Annotated in this window: 17 protein-coding genes; 7 read left to right on the forward strand and 10 right to left on the reverse strand. The window is 60.3% G+C overall.

Annotated features, from left to right (window positions below; genetic code table 11):
* Positions 1–105 precede the first annotated feature (105 nt).
* The 3 genes from SPBM01_RS21910 to SPBM01_RS13375 are packed head-to-tail and all read left to right on the forward strand — an operon-like array spanning position 106 to position 4,456.
* Positions 106–390, forward strand: a complete 285-nt coding sequence (locus tag SPBM01_RS21910; RefSeq protein WP_188062313.1) for a hypothetical protein — start codon at positions 106–108, stop codon at positions 388–390.
* Positions 359–4,129, forward strand: coding sequence for a PAS domain S-box protein (locus SPBM01_RS22095; protein ID WP_410483059.1), 3,771 nt, complete (start codon positions 359–361; stop codon positions 4,127–4,129). The genes SPBM01_RS21910 and SPBM01_RS22095 overlap by 32 nt, the downstream gene beginning before the upstream one ends.
* A gap of 21 nt (positions 4,130–4,150) precedes the next feature.
* Positions 4,151–4,456, forward strand: a complete 306-nt coding sequence (locus SPBM01_RS13375) for a hypothetical protein (protein WP_188062260.1) — start codon at positions 4,151–4,153, stop codon at positions 4,454–4,456.
* Positions 4,457–4,511: 55 nt separating this feature from the next.
* Here the strand turns inward: SPBM01_RS13375 and SPBM01_RS13380 are convergent, their stop codons facing one another.
* The 9 genes from SPBM01_RS13380 to SPBM01_RS21920 all read right to left on the reverse strand — a co-directional run bounded on the left by SPBM01_RS13380 (position 4,512) and on the right by SPBM01_RS21920 (position 13,578).
* Positions 4,512–5,363: a glycosyltransferase family 2 protein gene (locus SPBM01_RS13380; RefSeq protein ID WP_188062261.1), complete on the reverse strand. Its 852-nt coding sequence runs from the start codon at positions 5,361–5,363 to the stop codon at positions 4,512–4,514.
* A complete protein-coding gene (locus SPBM01_RS13385; protein ID WP_188062262.1) occupies positions 5,360–5,950 on the reverse strand; it encodes an SAM-dependent methyltransferase in 591 nt (196 codons plus the stop codon). Before SPBM01_RS13385 ends, SPBM01_RS13380 begins: the two co-directional genes overlap by 4 nt.
* Complete coding sequence (locus SPBM01_RS13390) at positions 5,947–6,627, reverse strand: PIG-L deacetylase family protein (protein ID WP_188062263.1); 681 nt, start codon at positions 6,625–6,627, stop codon at positions 5,947–5,949. The genes SPBM01_RS13385 and SPBM01_RS13390 overlap by 4 nt, the downstream gene beginning before the upstream one ends.
* The gene (locus SPBM01_RS13395; protein ID WP_188062264.1) at positions 6,621–7,736 is read right to left on the reverse strand and encodes an acyl-CoA dehydrogenase family protein; all 1,116 of its coding nucleotides are present in this window, start codon (positions 7,734–7,736) and stop codon (positions 6,621–6,623) included. The genes SPBM01_RS13390 and SPBM01_RS13395 overlap by 7 nt, the downstream gene beginning before the upstream one ends.
* Positions 7,733–8,776: a glycosyltransferase gene (locus SPBM01_RS13400; RefSeq protein WP_188062265.1), complete on the reverse strand. Its 1,044-nt coding sequence runs from the start codon at positions 8,774–8,776 to the stop codon at positions 7,733–7,735. Before SPBM01_RS13400 ends, SPBM01_RS13395 begins: the two co-directional genes overlap by 4 nt.
* Positions 8,773–9,708, reverse strand: coding sequence for a glycosyltransferase (locus SPBM01_RS13405; RefSeq protein WP_188062266.1), 936 nt, complete (start codon positions 9,706–9,708; stop codon positions 8,773–8,775). Before SPBM01_RS13405 ends, SPBM01_RS13400 begins: the two co-directional genes overlap by 4 nt.
* A complete protein-coding gene (locus SPBM01_RS13410) occupies positions 9,701–10,855 on the reverse strand; it encodes a glycosyltransferase (RefSeq protein ID WP_188062267.1) in 1,155 nt (384 codons plus the stop codon). The genes SPBM01_RS13405 and SPBM01_RS13410 overlap by 8 nt, the downstream gene beginning before the upstream one ends.
* Before the next feature lie 76 nt (positions 10,856–10,931).
* Complete coding sequence (locus tag SPBM01_RS13415; RefSeq protein WP_217672944.1) at positions 10,932–13,109, reverse strand: catalase; 2,178 nt, start codon at positions 13,107–13,109, stop codon at positions 10,932–10,934.
* A 220-nt stretch (positions 13,110–13,329) separates the two neighbouring features.
* Complete coding sequence (locus SPBM01_RS21920) at positions 13,330–13,578, reverse strand: hypothetical protein (RefSeq protein WP_262504466.1); 249 nt, start codon at positions 13,576–13,578, stop codon at positions 13,330–13,332.
* Here SPBM01_RS21920 and SPBM01_RS13420 point away from each other — a divergent pair.
* The gene (locus SPBM01_RS13420; protein WP_262504442.1) at positions 13,459–14,118 is read left to right on the forward strand and encodes a Crp/Fnr family transcriptional regulator; all 660 of its coding nucleotides are present in this window, start codon (positions 13,459–13,461) and stop codon (positions 14,116–14,118) included. The two genes, SPBM01_RS21920 and SPBM01_RS13420, sit on opposite strands and share 120 nt — an antisense overlap.
* The gene (locus SPBM01_RS13425; RefSeq protein ID WP_188062269.1) at positions 14,115–14,306 is read left to right on the forward strand and encodes a hypothetical protein; all 192 of its coding nucleotides are present in this window, start codon (positions 14,115–14,117) and stop codon (positions 14,304–14,306) included. Before SPBM01_RS13420 ends, SPBM01_RS13425 begins: the two co-directional genes overlap by 4 nt.
* 208 nt (positions 14,307–14,514) lie before the next feature.
* Here the strand turns inward: SPBM01_RS13425 and SPBM01_RS13430 are convergent, their stop codons facing one another.
* Complete coding sequence (locus SPBM01_RS13430) at positions 14,515–15,009, reverse strand: nucleoside deaminase (protein WP_119750729.1); 495 nt, start codon at positions 15,007–15,009, stop codon at positions 14,515–14,517.
* A 461-nt stretch (positions 15,010–15,470) separates the two neighbouring features.
* On the opposite strand from SPBM01_RS13430, the gene SPBM01_RS13435 reads away from it, so the two are divergent.
* Positions 15,471–17,117 (forward strand): FAD/NAD(P)-binding protein, encoded by a 1,647-nt coding sequence (locus SPBM01_RS13435; RefSeq protein ID WP_188062270.1) that lies wholly within the window; start codon positions 15,471–15,473, stop codon positions 17,115–17,117.
* Positions 17,114–17,239: a DUF1543 domain-containing protein gene (locus SPBM01_RS21925; RefSeq protein WP_262504165.1), complete on the forward strand. Its 126-nt coding sequence runs from the start codon at positions 17,114–17,116 to the stop codon at positions 17,237–17,239. Before SPBM01_RS13435 ends, SPBM01_RS21925 begins: the two co-directional genes overlap by 4 nt.
* Positions 17,240–17,309 lie beyond the last annotated feature (70 nt).

A 17,309-nucleotide genomic window follows, 5' to 3' on the forward strand; every position in this document is an offset into this window, starting at 1 on the left:
TCCATGCTTCGAATCCTGACTGAAGCACGTTGCAACGCTTAGGCTGTTGCCATGCGGCGAGGTGACTCGAATATGCTGTGACCCGACGGCAGCTATGGATGCACCATGAAAGACGAGGAAATCATTCTGCGCATCGAGACGTTCGACGCGGCCAACGGCGGCGGCGTCGGATGGTATGAGGACAAGGGCGCTTACCATCTCTATCTGCTGGAAACCGAGGCACCGATCGCCCGCCTCAAGCCTGTCGGCACGCGCGACGAAATCAGGCTCGGCTACTGGTCACACCGGCGAAAATGGGAAGATATCGACGATATGGGCGGATGCGTCTTGCCCCTCGATCAAGCCCTCGACCACATCGCTGAAAACAGCATCTTCTGGACCTGGACCTGACCAAAAACGTACAAAGCCGAGCTTAGATACGCCGCTCGAACAGGAATTCAATGACCTGGTGAAACTGGCGGCCGAGACGTTCGGCGCGCCGATAGCTGTCGTCAATCTGGTGGCGAGCGACCGCCAATGGTTCAAGGCCGAAACCGGTATCGGCGTGCGCGAGCTTCCGCTCGACGTTTCCATCTGCGCTCATGCGATCGGGCAGAATGATTTCCTCGTCGTGCCCGATACGCGCGAAGATGACCGCTTCGCCCGCAACCCACTGGTGACGCCGGACGACGGGCTGCGTTTCTATGCCGGCGCTCTGTTGCGCAGCCCCGCGGGCCTTCCGATCGGAACCGTCTGCGTTCTTGATCGCAAGCCGCGGCCGCAAGGCATAACGCCGCATCAGCGGCTTGTGCTGGAGGTGCTTGCGCGCCAGGTCATGACCCAGCTTGAATTGCGGCGTGCTTTGGTGGAGCAGGCACGCCGCGCCGGCGAGCTGGCGATCGTGGCAGCCCAGAAGGAAGATACGCAAGCGGCGCTAAGGGCCATCGAAGAGCGGTACAGGCTGGCGGGCCGGGCCACGAACGATGCGGTGTGGGACTGGGACTTTGCCACCAACAAGGTCGTCTGGAACGGCGCATTGGAGGAAAGCTACGGCTATGCGCCGGGCGAGATCGATCCGACCGGTGACTGGTGGATAGCGCATATCCATGCAGACGATCGTGACAGAATTCATGCGGGCATCCATGCCGCGATCGATGGGGAAGCCGAAAGCTGGACGGACGAATATAGGTTCAAGCGCGGCGATGGTCGCTATGCCAATATCCTCGACCGCGGACATATTATCCGAGATGGGGATGGCCGCGCAACGCGGATGATCGGTGCCATGCTCGACATGACGGAGCGGCAGGAAAGTCGCGCGGCACTTGCCGTCAGCGAGGAGCGGCTACGCCTTGCAACCGATGCGGCGGAGGTGAGCTTCTGGGACGTCGACGTCGTCCATGACCGTCTTGTCTGGCCGTCGATCGTCAAGGCCATGTTCGGCATTTCGCCGGAGACGCCGATATCGATGGCGGATTTCTATCTTGGTCTGCATCCTGATGATCGGGAAGCAACGAGCGCGGCGTTCGCGGCCGCCTGCGACCCGCATCAGCGTGCGCTCTACGACGTCGAATATCGCACTGTGGGCAAAGAGGATGGTCTTGTCCGCTGGATCGCGGCCAAGGGACGCGCCGTGTTCGATGCTGGCTGCTGCGTCCGGGCTGTGGGGACCGCGATCGACATCACAGAGCGCAAGCGCGCGCGGGAAGCCCTTCGCGCCAGTGAGGAGCGGTTACGGTTCACGCGAGAACTGGACGACGCGCTTCAGGTGACGAGCGACGCGCCGGGCGCCATGTTGGCCGCGGCCGAACTGCTCACGCGTTGGCTGGGGGCATCGCGCTGCGCCTATGCAGACGTCGATTCCGACAGCAATCATTTCATCATAAGGGATGATTTCGTCGCACCCGGCATTGCCAGCTCGGTCGGCGCCTACAGCCTCGACCTGTTCGGGTCGCGCGCCGTCGCCGATATGCGCGGCGGACGAACCCTGGTTGTGCGCGACGTAGCGGGCGAACTGTCTCCTGCCGACGGGAAGGACATGTTCCAGTCCATCGGTATCGACGCAATCATCTGCTGTCCGCTCGTCAGGGAGGGGCGCCTGCTGGCCATGATGGCAGTTCACCAGGATCGACCGCGCAATTGGCGCCAACCAGAGGTCGACCTGGTTGAAACGGTCGTCGAGCGATGCTGGGCGCATATCCAGCGGGTCGGCGCCGAGGCGCGGCTGCGGGAGAGCGAAGAACGCTACCGCACCCTGTTCGAAGCGGTGGACGTTGGCTTTTGCGTCGCAGAGATGAAGTTCGAGAACGGGCGAGCGGTCGATTATCGGTTTGTCGAAGGCAATCCGGCGTTCCAGCGCCAGACAGGCCTGTTTGGCGCAGTCGGCCACTGGGCCAAGGCGCTTGTGCCGGACCTCGAGCAACACTGGTATGACCGCTATGGCGCGGTCGCGACTACCGGGGAGGCGATACGGTTCGAAAGTGGATCGGAAGCGATGGGCCGCTGGTTCGATGTCCATGCCTTTCCCACCGGCAACCTAGGACAGAACAGGGTGGCGATCCTGTTTAACGACATCAGCGCGCGCAAGGCGGCCGAAGACAAGCTGCGCGACCTTAACGAAACGCTTGAAGGACAGGTCGCCGAGCGCACGGAGGTCGTCCGTCGCTATCACGACATCGTCGAGGCCAGCGCTTTTCCGATCTGTGCATTCGACACGGAATTCCGGCTCATAGCCTTCAACAAGGCCCATAATGACGAGTTCCGCAGGGTCAACGGTTTCGACACGAAGCTGGGAGACATCTTCCCGGACCAGTTCATTCTCGAACAGCGTGCAAAGATGCGGGTGCAGATGGCGCGTGCCCTGACAGGCGAGCGTTTCACCCTGGTAGAGGCCTTCGGTCGCCCGGAATATGGCCAACCCGCCTGGGAAATCACTTATACGCCGCTGCATGACGAACATGGCCAGATCATTGGCGCTTTCCATCTTGCGCTCGACATCTCCGACCGGCTGCTCGCTCAGGAGGAACTGGCCTTGGCGCAGGAGGCTTTGCGACAAAGTCAGAAGATGGAAGCAATGGGCAGCCTGACGGGTGGCGTGGCGCATGACTTCAACAATCTTCTGACCCCTATCGTCGGAAGTCTCGACATGCTCCAGCGCAAGGGGCTGGGCAATGAGCGGGAACAGCGTTTGATCGCCGGGGCGCTCCAGTCTGCTGAGCGGGCCGCTACTCTGGTGCAGCGCCTGTTGGCCTTTGCACGTCGTCAGCCCCTGCAAGCGCGGGCGATCGATGTCGGTGCGCTGGTGGATGGCATGGCAGATCTTATTGCGAGTACGTCGGGGCCGCAAACCCGCGTCGTGGTGGATATTGCGGCAAATCTGCCTGCGGCGATGGCCGACCAGAATCAACTGGAAATGGCGCTCCTGAATTTAAGCGTCAACGCACGCGACGCTATGCCGGAGGGAGGGCGGCTCAGCATTACCGCGCGACTGGCCGATGTGAAAGAGCGACACCGTACCGGCGCAAAGCCGGGTCGTTATATCCGGCTCGCGGTCTCGGATACAGGGACCGGCATGGATGCACAGACACTGCAACGCGCCGTCGAGCCGTTCTTCTCGACCAAGGGTATCGGAAAGGGAACTGGCCTCGGACTGTCCATGGCTCATGGGCTGGCGGCTCAGCTCGGCGGTGCATTGACGATAGAAAGCAAACCAGGTCTGGGCACCAGCGTTGCGCTATACCTGCCGACGACCCAGGAAGATGCCCTTATGCAACTCAGGATAGAGGAGGCGACACTCGGCTCCACGCCTGGCCTCGCTCTGGTCGTGGATGATGAGGATGTCGTGCGCGCCAGCACCGCAGACATGCTTGCGGAACTGGGTTACGACATCGTGGAGGCGGGATCTGCTGAGGAAGCGCTCAGGCTGCTTGATGAAGGACTTATCCCCGACCTTCTGATTACGGACCATCTGATGCCTGGGCAAAATGGGACCGAGCTTGCGCGCGACATGATCCGCCGCGTTCCAGGAATCCGCACTTTGATTGTGTCAGGCTATGCTGAAGTAGAGGGCATCGCGCCAGTTCTACCGCGGCTGGTAAAGCCCTTCCGTTTGGCGGACCTTCTTGCCAGGTTGAACGAGATTGCGAAGGTGTGATCAAATTGCAAAGGGAGATCAATGCGCGGCATTTCGCGGATTGCCTTTGCGGGAGGGCATGTGACATTTGCGACCGTCAACTTCGCAATCACAAATCGAGTTAAGATGACAATGATGCGGGCAAATCCGATTCTCTTTTCTATCATGTCTTGTGGTAAATGCTGGCGCGGCGGCCTGATCGGTGCGGTGATTCCATACATCGTAGGAAACTCCAACCTCAGATTCCCCGCCAAGCGCTTTTGTTGGAGCACCGCGGCACCCGATGTGTCCCTGCTGCGGGACACGTTCCTGCAAACAACGGTTGCGCGATCTGCCTTGAATCGGTGACTACAATCGATGGGAGGTTGAACCGGGCTAGCCGAAACGATGCTGCCGCTTTCTGTCAGGGCGCGACGGGCGGCGACATTCGTGCACGCCTAATTTCGAGGTCGCTTGGTTGGCGAAGCAAATGAATCATGTCCCCGCAGCGTACTATAAACCCGGCTCCCTCGAAGGCGTTGAGCCATCCTTCCATCGGCCATATATTCCATCGTGCTCGAAAGAGGCTGGCATTGCGGACGATGTCGTTCAGATACTGGAGCGGAGGGTCGAAAACGTCGTGATATTGATGAAAGGCACCAGCGCCGCCCATGAATAACAGGGGCAAGCCAGCCGCCCGCGCGCGGAAGCCGAAGTCGGTATCTTCACCGCCATAGCCGGTAAAAGCTTCGTCAAACCCGCCCAGATCAAAAAATCTCTGGCGATGTAGACCAAAAGCCAACGACCAGAACAGACCGGCATTATCCTCTCGTCGCACGCCGTTTGTAGGAAATTCTCGAACCGGATGCCCTTGCGCGCGCGGCAGGAGATCGGCTTCCTCCCATTTACCTCGGGCATCGTCAGGGCCAAGATAGCGTATGTCGGCACAGATCAGCGCATCATGGTCGGTGAGGCATTGCGCGATTGCCCCGGTCAGTGCGCGCATCGGGATGCAGTCGACGTCGAGGAACAACAACATGTCCCCGCTGGCCGCGCGTGCGGCTGAGTTCCGGGCTGCCGCGAGTGGCAGTCCGGGACCATCGAGACGCAGGATCTGAATCGGAAATGGCGCTTGTTCGGCATTGATCGGCGGTGTGCTGTCCATGTCGACGATGATGAGCTCGTCGGGCCAATGCGTGCTGCGTCGCAGACCTTCGATCAATTGTGCCAGATGGGTCGACCGATCCTTGACTATGGTGAGGACACTCAGAGTCATGCGTGCGCACGCCACAGATCGAGGCGATAGTGAGGCATGCGCTCTGTGGTGATGACAGTGATTGCAAGGGCGAGAGCGGCCTGCAATTTTATTACCGCATCATCGCCGCTCTGGGGATAGTCGGTTTCGCCGGTCCAATGGACGAGCAAGATATCGCCGCCGGGCGCTATATGGGTCGCGATCCACTGGGCGGCGCGGCTGATATCGTGGGCATCCCAATAATAGGCGACTTCGGACAGGATGATAAGGTCGAAGGCGCTGCCTATGGGTGCTCGTCCGGGAAAAATCATCCGGCCGAAGGAAACATGGTCCAATGCGGCACAGCGCTCGCGCGCTGCTTTTAACGCAGTTTCGCTGACGTCGATCGCCAGCAATGCGTGGCATTGGGTTGCCAGCGACTGTGTCAGGACACCTTTTGCGCATCCAATCTCGAAACCCAATTCGTAGGTTCGTCCCGCCAGCGCGCCGATGCTATGGGCATATTTGTCCCGCTCATAGGCGCTGCTTTCCAGGTCCCAGGGATCGTCGGTCCCGCGATACATTGTCTCGAAATAATCGTGACCCAGGCTGGTCTTGTACCGCTTCATTTGGTTCTCCGCAGGTAGAGGATATCGCTGGCGGGCATGGCACGATGTGAGGCGGGCAGTCGGAAGCCGGGACCGTGGGACGCGCTAAGCTGGCTGCGGTGCGCGGCCAGGGCGTAACGGCGTTGTCCGCGCAACATGGGCGCGGTGTGCAGCATCCGATGGGTGCGGGGATCAGGGGCTTTCGACCAGACGACATATTCGGCGACGACCAGCCTGCCGTTGGCCCGTTGCCCCACTGCATAGGCCAGCTGCGCGGCGGCCTGATGGTCGCAATGGGGTTCGTGGCTGGCGGTAACGGCAAGGACATCGACCTGCCAGCGACGGCAAAGGGCGCTCAGCCGTCGGGTAGCCCGGTCGAAAGCCGGATGCCCCGGCGGAGCGGGAGCAGCATCCTTCCAGGCAAGATGCAGCGGTAGCTGGCTGCGGCTACCGGTCAGGCGGTGCAAGGCGGCGGCGGCTTCGCGCTTGCGGCTGCTGACCAGTTTCCCCGACCGGCCTTGCGCGGCCTCATGCGAGCCCGACCCGTCGGTGAGATAGACAAGACCCGCCAGTCGCCCCGCCTTCGCCGTCTGCGCGATGAGCGCGCCAACCCCCAGCGTTTCGTCATCGGGATGCGGCGCAAGGACCAGCCACCGCAGCGTTCGCCAGGGCTTTGCCGACAAAGAAAGGCCTACCACAATGCGTCCTCCACGCCCCAGGCATCATGGTCGAGCCAGGCGAGTGCAGCCTGATCGCGGGCATAGTCGGGTCCGCCCTGCCGCAGATACAGGCTGAGGTCGCGAATGATCTTGTCGATCCGTTCGCCGTCAATCGCACTGCGCGTGCCGGTGATGCGGGCGGCCAGTTCCATAACGTCCAAACCCGCACGCTCCACTACGCCGCGCGTCATGCGGGCGAAGGCGGGGCCATCGCCATCGTCACGTGCTGCCCTGAGCGCACATTCGCGGACCCAGAGATAGGCGGTGCGGGTCGCGGCAACCGCATCGGCGAATTTCGCGCGTTGCAGCGGATCGGCGCGCGCCGCCTCAGACATGGCGAGCCGGATTTCGGTCAACAGCGCCTCGATCCCGCCCAGTTGCACAGCGGTAAAGCGCCAGGCACCCGTGGTGAAGCGGGGTTCGCGATCATAATCGCCGGGCTGGCCAAGCAGGTGGGACGGATCGACCGCCATGCCCGTCAGATCATAGAGGCCACTGCCGGTCGCCCGCATGCCCCTGACGCGCCATTGCGACAGGTCGGTCCTGGCGGGATCATCGGCCCGTACGACGACCAGTCGCCGTTCGCCCTCTTCGGGCTGCGCGGTGATGACGGCATAGGTAAGGCTGCCAGCGCCGGTCGCGAAAGACTTGCGGCCATCCAGTGCCGATTGGCGTAGCTGTACGCCCGGTTGCGGTTCGGTGGCCCACACGCCGTAAAAGGCACCCTGAGCGAGATTTTGCCCCAGATCGGCCTTTTGCGCGGGAGAGCCAAACCAGTCGAACAGCGCGAGCGCGTTGACATGGCCTTCATAGAGCCGCCCGACGCTCAGGTCCGCGCGACCAATGATCCGCAGGACGGTCATCAGGCACTGGTTCCGGGCGACGGCATCGTCAAAGGCCTCGCCGCCGCATTCGAGCGGGGCGAAGGTGCGATGGAGATCCGCAGCGACGAGCGCTTTCATGCTTTCCACCGGAAAGATCGGCGCGGCATCATAGCGGCTGCCGAGCGCGACAAGGGTGGAGGTGATCGCCCCGGCGCGCACGATCGGGGTGTCGATGCTGGAACGGGGATGGCGGGACAGGGTCATGCTACAGGTTCCAGTTCATCGACCGCAGCGGCAGCCATTGTCGCGAGCCAGGTTGCTGCTGCATCAACCCCATGGGAATGGTGCAGGCGTTTGCGGGCGTGAGGCGGCAATGCCTTTGCCTGACGGATCAAAGATGGCCATTGGTCGGGGGACGGCCATGTTTCGAGCATGATCGCAGCGCCCAGCGCGTGCAGGGCGCGCGCCGTTGCCCGTTGCTCACCATAAGGACGGTCCTCCGGGATGCAAAGGAAAGGACGATCGGCGGCGAGGACTGCGTTCACCAACCCGTCACCGGCCGCGCCGATGATCAACCCGGCGGAGGCGATTTCACACGCCGGATCGTCTACCCATCCGGCCAGAGCGAGATTGGCGGGTTGATCGGTCGGCGCAGTTGCGGGGCCGATGACGCGCCAGTGCATATCCGGGCAGGCGCGTGCGGCCTGTGCGATCGCTGCGCCATCGCCGGGCGGGCCGCCCCGACCGATCACTATGAGAATATGGTCGTCCTGCCGGGGATGCTCCTGAGCAGCGGCAGTAATGCCGGGCAGATAACGTGTCTTGTCCCTGATCCACGCAGGCGTCGATGGCATCTCCAACTCATGGTGAAACGGTGCGACCAACGCCGTAGCACCGCGAAAAGCGTCGAGATGCGCCGCGTCGCTGCGTTCGCCGTTGAGCCGCACATAGACGGTGCGGACCGATGCCAGGCGCGCCAGCATCGCAACTTCGACCGAGACATCAACGACCATCAGCGCAGGGCGCTCCGTTGCGATCCATTGTGCGATCCGCGCCACGCGCGACCGCACGCCTTCATGGCCAATGGGCGCATAGTGCAGGGCGGCGGGGCGTGAGGCCGTGTCGTCCATCCCGTCGAAGCGACCGGAAACGGGTCGGTCATCGGCAAGGTCAATTCCTGCCGCGCCCAACCCTGTACCCAGCAGGACGATCGGCCAGTCGATGGCGGTGGCAATTGCCTCCGCCCGCGCGCGATGACCAGCGCCATGATGATGGACATAATAGCCGAGCGGACGGCGGGTCATGGCTGGAGTTCCAGCATCATGTCGTGCGGCATCGGAGGCAGTAACGGTTCCTGACGGGCGATCAAAGCAGCGCCATCGGGCCGCGCACGCAATTGCTTGCGCCAGTGCGCTCGCTCTCTCCAGTGGGTGAAGGCAGGTGCCATGGGCGAGATGTCATTTTCGGCGCTTTCGAACAGCGTGTGCATCGCAACTGCCATGCCGCCTTCCGCGCGTCCCTCAAGACGCGGCGAGACGCGAGTGTTAACCGTGACGGGGTGAACAAGGCGCGCGCCGCGGGCAAGCGCCGCCAATACAAGTGCGCGGTCCTCTCCGCTCGCTATGGCCGGAACGCCGCCGCAGGCCAGATAAAGCTCTGCCCGGATGGCGAGCGATGCGCCGGTATGATCGCCGTGGCGGGGCGCGGGATCCCAGGGCAGAGGATCGATCGCATCCTCAATGGCACGGACGGCGGCCCAATATTCGTCCCATGCCGTGCGCAGCCGATGCACGGGCGGTGGCAGAGGTTCATCGCTATCGATGTCGATCCGGCCGCCAACCATGTCGGCACCACGCGAAAAGGCAGTCGCGATATTATGCAACCAGTCTCTGGGTGGGCGGCTATCGGCGTCCGTACTGACAAGGGCAGCGTTGTCCAGCGCGGGCAGAATGCCAAGGCCTGTGTCCATCGCGATCCGCCGGGCTGATCCGGCGTGCGCCTGTTCCGGCGCGAAAGTGCGTTCGACTATGTGGACGTCGAGCCGTCCGGCATGACGATGACAGGCAGCGTCGGCAACGGCGCGGCTATCATCAGTGCTGTTGTTGATGGCGATCGCAACTGGAAGCGCACCGGGCCAGTCCTGCATCGCCAGCGCATCCAGCAATATCGGCAACCGCGCTGCCTCGTTCCGCGCCGGGACGCAGACGCACAGGGTCATGGCGATGGTGTCAGCCATGGGAAGCCGATCTCTGGTCTAGCGACGCATGGGACGGGAGTGTCGAGGGAATCAAATGGATTGACGCCGTACGGTCGGGACGGGAAGGTGCCGCAGCCCTGTCGATCTGCCGCAGATAAAGCGCTTCATAATTATCGACCATGCGTTCGGCATCGCACATTTGTTCGGCCCTGGTGCGGCACGCGCTGCGGTTGAGCTTCAGGGCCGACAGCGCAGCGCTGGCGAGCGAGGAAACGTCGTCCGGGGTCGCAAGCACCCCGCATGTTGCATCCAATATTTCAGGAATCGCGCCGCGTGCAAAGGCCGCGACTGGGACGCCGCAGGCGAGCGCTTCTGCAACGACAAGGCCATAAGGTTCATCCCACATAGGGGTGCAGAGGAAGGCCCGCGCACCACCCACAAGCCGGGAGAGTTGCTCGTGCGCGAGATGCCCGACGTGGATAATATCCTCGCCCAGCGCGGGCGCGATCTGTGTCCGATAATAATCCTCGTCAAGTTTTGGCCCCGCAATCCTGAGCGGAAGGCCGACCAGCCGGGCTGCCTGAATTGCCAGATGTAATCCCTTTTCCGGGACGATACGGCCGTACCAGACCAGATAGGGATCTGCAGCGGGCTCGGGATGGAACGCAAATTTTTGCAGGTCGATGCCGTTCCATATCACCGCGTCGCTATGGGTGACATGATTCCACAAAGCGGCAACCGAGCGGGACACGGCCGCGAAACTATGGTTGCGCGCCACACAAAGGCGGATACCGCTCTCCAGCCAGCAGAAGGGCGGCGTATGCAGCGTAGTGACCATCGGCATGGGCAGGCTGTCGGCCATCGCGACGGGCAAATAATGCAGCGAATTATTATGGATGATGTCGAAATTGCGATGGCGCAGGTCGTTCATCAGACTGAGATAGGCGTGATGCTCACGAAAGAAGGGCACGTCGCTCGCTTCTGTCGTACCCACCGTCTGGATCGCGGTTTCTGTACAGATCGCTTCCAGGCCGATCCCCGGTTCCGATCGGGAAGAGGCGAACAACGTGACCGCATGGCCACGATCCCGCAGCGATCGCGCCAGCAAATGCGTGTGCATTTCCAGCCCGCCGGCAAAGGGTTCGGCAATCGGATGTTTGAGATGGGCGATGATGCCGATCCGCATTGAGTATGATCCTGTCATGCGCGTGACTGGGGATGGGGCTAGACCATCCCTATAGATTGAGATTGAAACCCCGCGATCAGGCGACGGGCTGGGCGTCCAGATCGACCGCCAATTCGCGCGGCCAATGGCGCAATGCCCGGCAGGCAGTCAGGAAAGCGCCGGCATCCTTAGCTGTGGCCAGCGGCAGGCAGGCCTCGTCCAAATCATCGGCTATCCCCGCTTTTTCAAACAGCGCCTGGGCTTCAGCGGTTAGGCCGATATATTTGCAATGCGCAAAGGCATCGGTGACGAAATCCTTGGCGGCCGCGTCGATTGCCAGCAAAGCAGCGCCCTCCTCAGACGCCACCACGGCAACGGCGTCGAACAGGACAGAGGGACCGCCGTCAATCTTCTGTTTGGCCGCAACCGTTGTGCCATCCGACAGGGTTACGCCGCCAATCTTGGGAGCGACGACCTCGTAAACCGCGCCTTCCTTGTCGACCGCTTTAACCAGCGCGTTGAAGATCGCGGCTTCGGCACCGTCGGTCAGCAGGATGCCAAGTTTGCGCCCCTTGAAACTGTCCGGTCCGTTCTTGAGGATGCTGAGCGCATCGGACGGCGGCAGGTCCATCATCGTCGGGCGCGCTGCCTGCGCCGGTTCAGGCAAGGCAAGGCCAAGTCCTTCGGCTACAGTCTGTGCCAGCGTAGCGTCGATATTGAGCAAGTGAGAGACCGTCCGCGAACGGATATCGGGGCGTTCGACCTTGCTCAGTTCAAAGACGATGGCATCGCCGATATGCTTCTGCTCGGTCGCCGTCTGGCTGTTGAAGAACTGCCGCGCCTGGCTGTAATGATCGGCGAAACTTTCCGAGCGAACCCGTTGCTTGGGACCGTCAGCCTCCTGCGCGTAACTGGTGAAACCGCGCACCGGGTCTTCGCGCGGGCCACCTTGTTCGGCACCCCAACTATTGGGTTCATAATTGGCGCGACCCTTAGGATTGCGCATCGCCATATGCCCGTCCTGCTGGAAATGGGCCATCGGACATTTGGGTGCATTGATCGGCAAATGGGTGAAGTTGGTGCTGCCCAGGCGCTTGATCTGGGTATCGAGATAGGAAAAATTGCGGCCCTGAAGCAATGGATCGTTGCTAAAGTCTATGCCCGGCGGGACATTCTGGGTCATGAAGGCGACCTGTTCTGTCTCGGCAAAGAAATTGTCGACGACCCGGTCCAGTACCAGCCGCCCGACGATGCAGACCGGCACCAGTTCCTCCGGGATCAGCTTGGTCGCGTCTAGCACGTCGAAGTCGAAGCTGTCGGCGAACGCATCGTCGAACAGCTGGACCCCCAGCTCCCATTCCGGGAAGTCCTCGGCGTTAATGGCGTCCCACAGGTCGCGACGATGGAAATCGGGATCGGCACCGTTGATCTTGACCGCCTCGTTCCACATGACCGACTGCAGGCCCTGTTTGGGCTTCCAGTGGAATTTAACGAAGGTCGATTTGCCGTCGGCATTGACGAGACGGAAGGTGTGGACGCCGAAGCCTTCCATCGTGCGCAGCGAGCGTGGGATGGCGCGGTCCGACATCGTCCACATGACCATATGGAAGCTTTCGGGCGTCAGGCTGATAAAATCCCAAAAATTATCATGTGCGGTCTGCGCCTGCGGGAAGTCGCGGTCAGGCTCCGGCTTGGCGGCATGGATCAGGTCGGGGAATTTGATCGCGTCCTGAATGAAGAATACCGGGATGTTGTTGCCAACGATATCCCAATTGCCCTCCTGCGTATAAAGCTTCACGGCAAAGCCACGCACGTCGCGGGCGAGATCGGCCGACCCCTTGGACCCGGCAACAGTCGAGAAGCGCACGAAGGCAGGCACGCGCTCACCGACCCGCTGGAGCACATCCGCACGCGTGACGTCGCTCAGGGATTCCGTCAGTTCGAAATAGCCGTGCGCACCGTAGCCGCGGGCATGGACGACGCGCTCAGGGATGCGTTCATGGTCGAAATGGAACATTTTTTCGCGGAAGTGGGCGTCCTCCAGCAAGGTGGGGCCACGCGCGCCCTGCTTCAGGCTGTTTTGATCATCAGCGACCGGGATGCCATGTGCCGTCGTCAAGATTGCCACATCCCCTCCTGCAACCTGATGCGTTTCGCCACCTTCTGCCTGCGGTTCGGCAAAGCTGTTCGAAATAGTTTCGGCGGGCGCAGTTGGGGGAGCCTTTTTGGCCGTCTCGCCGGAGACTTTATCGACGGTGGAGGGAGACTTGGCCATGGGGCATCCTCATGCACGAGAGACGTGCCGGACGCAGGTCCAGCACATTGGGAGTGATGATCGAAAAAAATGCGAATTCCCGATCATCACTGGGAACCCGCGACATTTGTGAGGAGATAACCCGCCGCTCTTCAGCAAGTTGCGCGGACCGGTCCAAAACTAATGTGCATCATAGCGATTTATTTCTGGCGGCTGGATACCGCGTCGCCACGGACCGTTGCTATAGTTCAAAGCCAAGTCTTTTCACTATGAAGGGCCGATATTGTTTACGGACAAATTTCTTAGGGATCGTCGCGGCGTCGAACTGGATGTTCAGGAACGCGCTGTCCTGGAAAAAGCCATTTTCGAGATACGAACGATAGATGCGCGCAAGACTGTCGTACAGGCTGGCGAAACATTGTCCGTGAGCATGTTGCTGCTGGAAGGCTTCATGTGCCGCTATCTGGACGATCGGGAAGGGATGCGCCAACTCGTCGCCGTGCAAGTGCCAGGGGATTTTCTGGACTTGCACGCCTACCCGCTCAAAATATTGGATCATGATGTCGCCAGCCTGACAGCAGCCACAATTGCGGTCATTCCGCACAAGGCGCTGGACGAGATTAATGCGGCAATGCCCGAACTCACACGCAAGCTGTGGTTCTCTACGCTCCTCGACGCGGCGATGCATCGGGCGTGGCTATTCCGCCTGGGGCGGCTGGATGCGGTCGGGCGCGTGGCGCATTTTCTGTCCGAAACCAATGTCCGGCTGGTTTCAGCCGGCCTCAGCGATGGAACGCGTTTTGCCCTGGGAATAACGCAGGCGGATATTTCGGAAATCTGCGGTATAACGAGTGTCCACGCCAATCGCGTGCTGCGGCAATTACGGGAAGAGCGGTTGTGCATCTTTCGCTCCTCGCTAGTGGAAATTCTCGACGTCGAGGGTCTGGCCCGCAGGGGCCAGTTCAATCCTGCCTATCTCTACATCGAAAATAAATCCGGTCGCCCGGACATCGAAAGGCCAACATCATGATACCCCCAGAAGATTCCGGTGTTCAATCGCTGCCCGGTAAGGCGAGCGTGGAAGAAGGGCTTGTCCTGCTGGATGGGCCGGATGGTGTAGCCGTCACCATGACAGCGTATGCCGCATCAGAAACTGGCAAAAGTCTACTCGAAGCGGCTCGACTGATTGAAGAAAAATCGGATAATGAAAAATTGTAAACAGATCTTCGTACCATAATTTTAATATTACATGTGTTAAGCCAAATTTCGAAAACAATTCTCTATAATATACCGTGCAGCATTTGGTTTCTCGAAATGGCAGACCTCCCGCTGCTAAGTTGCAAAATCGCCGATACACGTCGTTCTAGGATGTCCCGCTCTACCCCAAATTATACGTTTTCATGCAATCATGCCAAGTTGCTGCTGCCTATATGTTACCTTGCATTTCGATCGGCACGTCATCGTCCGGCTTGAAGTATAGAGCCGCGCATTGTTTCTTTAGGCAGCCTCCCTCTAACACCAAATCCTCGCGCCAAGCATCCTTGATGAAATCCATCGTATCGAGATGACGATCTTCGAAATACATACGGTGTACATCGTCCCGCCCCGCGCCGTAGACAATGCGCCCGACCTTTGCCCAGACAGATGCCATCGTGCACATCCCACACGGCTGTAGGGTAGAATAGAGAGTGGCCCCCCTCAGATCCATGTCGCCGTGCACTTTGCCGGCTTTCCTGAATGCCATCATCTCCGCGTGTGCAGTAGCGTCACATAGCTCCTCTGTTTGGTTGATTGCTCGTGCGAGAATTTTTCCATCCAGCACAATAATGGCTGCAATCGGCGTATCCTGGGGAGATTTGCCTTTGCTCATTGCCAGCTTGATAGCCTGCTCCATCCATGCCTTGTCCGTCTCATGAGTCATAATATTTGCGGTCCATCGTCTGCTGATCGATATTGACGATCTTGAATGGCGACAGTTCCATAAAGCAACGGTTAGCGGTGACGGACTTTGTCATTCACAATGAAAAAAGCGACTGTCGGCTATCTGGAAAGCGAATTTCTACCGTAAATGGCTGTAATGGGTCGGTTTTGCCACGCGCCGGACGCTGCGTAGTGGCTAGGTCGCCATTCATCGGTGCTGCTGCGTACGACAACTCTCGACAAAAATAGATGTCAAAAAGCCTTGGAGATTGAGCGCTGACAAGGAAATCGCGAAAAGGCTCATTCTTCGTCGGCCTCAAGGTCTGGCGGTGTTCTCGATTTGCAGTGGCCAACGGTATCTTAAAGGTGTGTAGGACAACTACGTCACCGGCGGCGAGATGACTTTTTGATGTGCCGTGCTCTGAGATGGCACCACCCCAGCATCTACGCGTTCATAGCCGAATGACCGCATCCATTGCCTTTGTCGGCGCCGGACCGACCACCCTCTATACGCTCACGGCGTTTGTTGAGCATGCAGCCCGCCCCGCGAGGATCACCATCTTCGAGCAGCAGGCGCGCGCCGGTCTCGGAACGCCCTATCGACCAGGGTGGAACGATCCCGCCATGCTCTCGAACATTGCGAGCGTTGAAATACCGCCGTTGTGCGAGACGCTTCTTGCCTGGCTCAACCGTCCAAGCCGCAAGCGGCTCATAAGTTTGGGAATCGATCCCAGGGATGTTGATGACCGCGCTTTCTACCCGCGCGTTGCACTGGGGCGATACTTCCTCGACCAGTTCGACATGCCCGTGGACGAGGCGCGTGCCAAAGGGTTCATCGTCGATATTCGAACCGGCCACCGCGTTCCGGACATGTCTGTCCAGGGCAACTGCGTTCAGCTGGATATTGAAGGGGAGGGCGAGGACATAGCCGACAATCGTTTCGACTTCGTCGTCATGGCGACGGGCCATCAGTGGCCGGAGGAACCCGAGGCGCGGCCTGGCTATTTTCTCAGCCCGTGGCCAGCCTCCGCGCTCAAACGGCTCAACGCCGTCAATGTTGGCATTCGCGGGAGCTCTCTGACGGCGATCGACGCAGTCGTCGCTCTGGCCACCGCGCATGGCGCATTCATCGAAGGTACGGATGGCAGTGTTGAATATCGGATTGGGGCGGGATCGGAAGGACTTGCGTTGACGATGATGTCGCGCAAGGGGCTGCTGCCTGAAGCTGATTTCCACCATCCGATACCCTATGAGCCGCTAGCCTTTTGTGCGCATGAGGCGATCGGAACGCTGATCGAGGCTCAGCCAAAGGATCTTCTGGAGCAGGCCTATGCGCTCTTCAAGAAGGAACTGGCGCACACCGATCCTGCATATGCCGATCATGTCAGGTTGGCCGATCTGGCTTTGGAAGATTTCGCGGAGCGCTTCTTCGCCGACCGCGCGGACGCTGATCCGTTTGAATGGGCCGCCACGAATCTGCGGGAGGCGCAAGCCGATTTCGACCAAGAAATCACCGTGCCCTGGCGCTACGCGATCCTGCGGATGCACGAGGTGCTGGCACTGATTATCCCGCATCTTGACGAAGGCGCGCTGGAATCGTTCGGCAAGCATTTAAAGCCTGCCTTCGTCGACGAATATGCGAGCGTTCCCCATCTCTTCATCCAGCGGCTCCTCGCTCTTCATCGAGCCGGCCACCTTGATGTGATCGCCCTTGGAAAGGATTATCGCGTCGAAACGCACGGCGCAGAACCCGGCGTCAATGTCGTCATCAACGGCAAGCGGCGCCACTATAATGAGTTCATCGATGCAACGGGCCAACGCCCGCTCGAAGCCGACGATTTCCCATTCCCTACGCTTCTTGAACCAGGCATCGTTATGGACGCACAAGATGCAGACGAAGGCGCGACCAAAGGTATCTCGGTGCATGAGGCTTTCCACCCGGCATCGCCCGATCCGCGTGCGCGCCGATTATATTGTCTGAGCCTTCCCTTCATCCTGGGACGTCATCCATTTGTACAAGGGATCACCAGTTCGCATGAGATGGGCGGCATTGTGGGTCAGGACCTCGCGCGCATGATCGCAGTATCCATGCAGGCTGACGCGGCATGAAGCTGTTTGCGGTCTACATTGGAGGTGAGCATCCTGCGGCTCACATAGAAGTTCATGATGTCCGCTTCATCGTGGCGCGCTCCCTTAAAGCGACGCATGATGCGCTTCGCCGTCAGTGGTGAGGCGCGCCCGGCACGCTACATATCGACTGCTGGCAGAGATCGACCATGCGGACGGTTATGACGTTCAGCT

The sequence above is a fragment of the Sphingobium sp. KCTC 72723 genome (genome assembly GCF_014280435.1).
GTDB lineage: Bacteria > Pseudomonadota > Alphaproteobacteria > Sphingomonadales > Sphingomonadaceae > Sphingobium.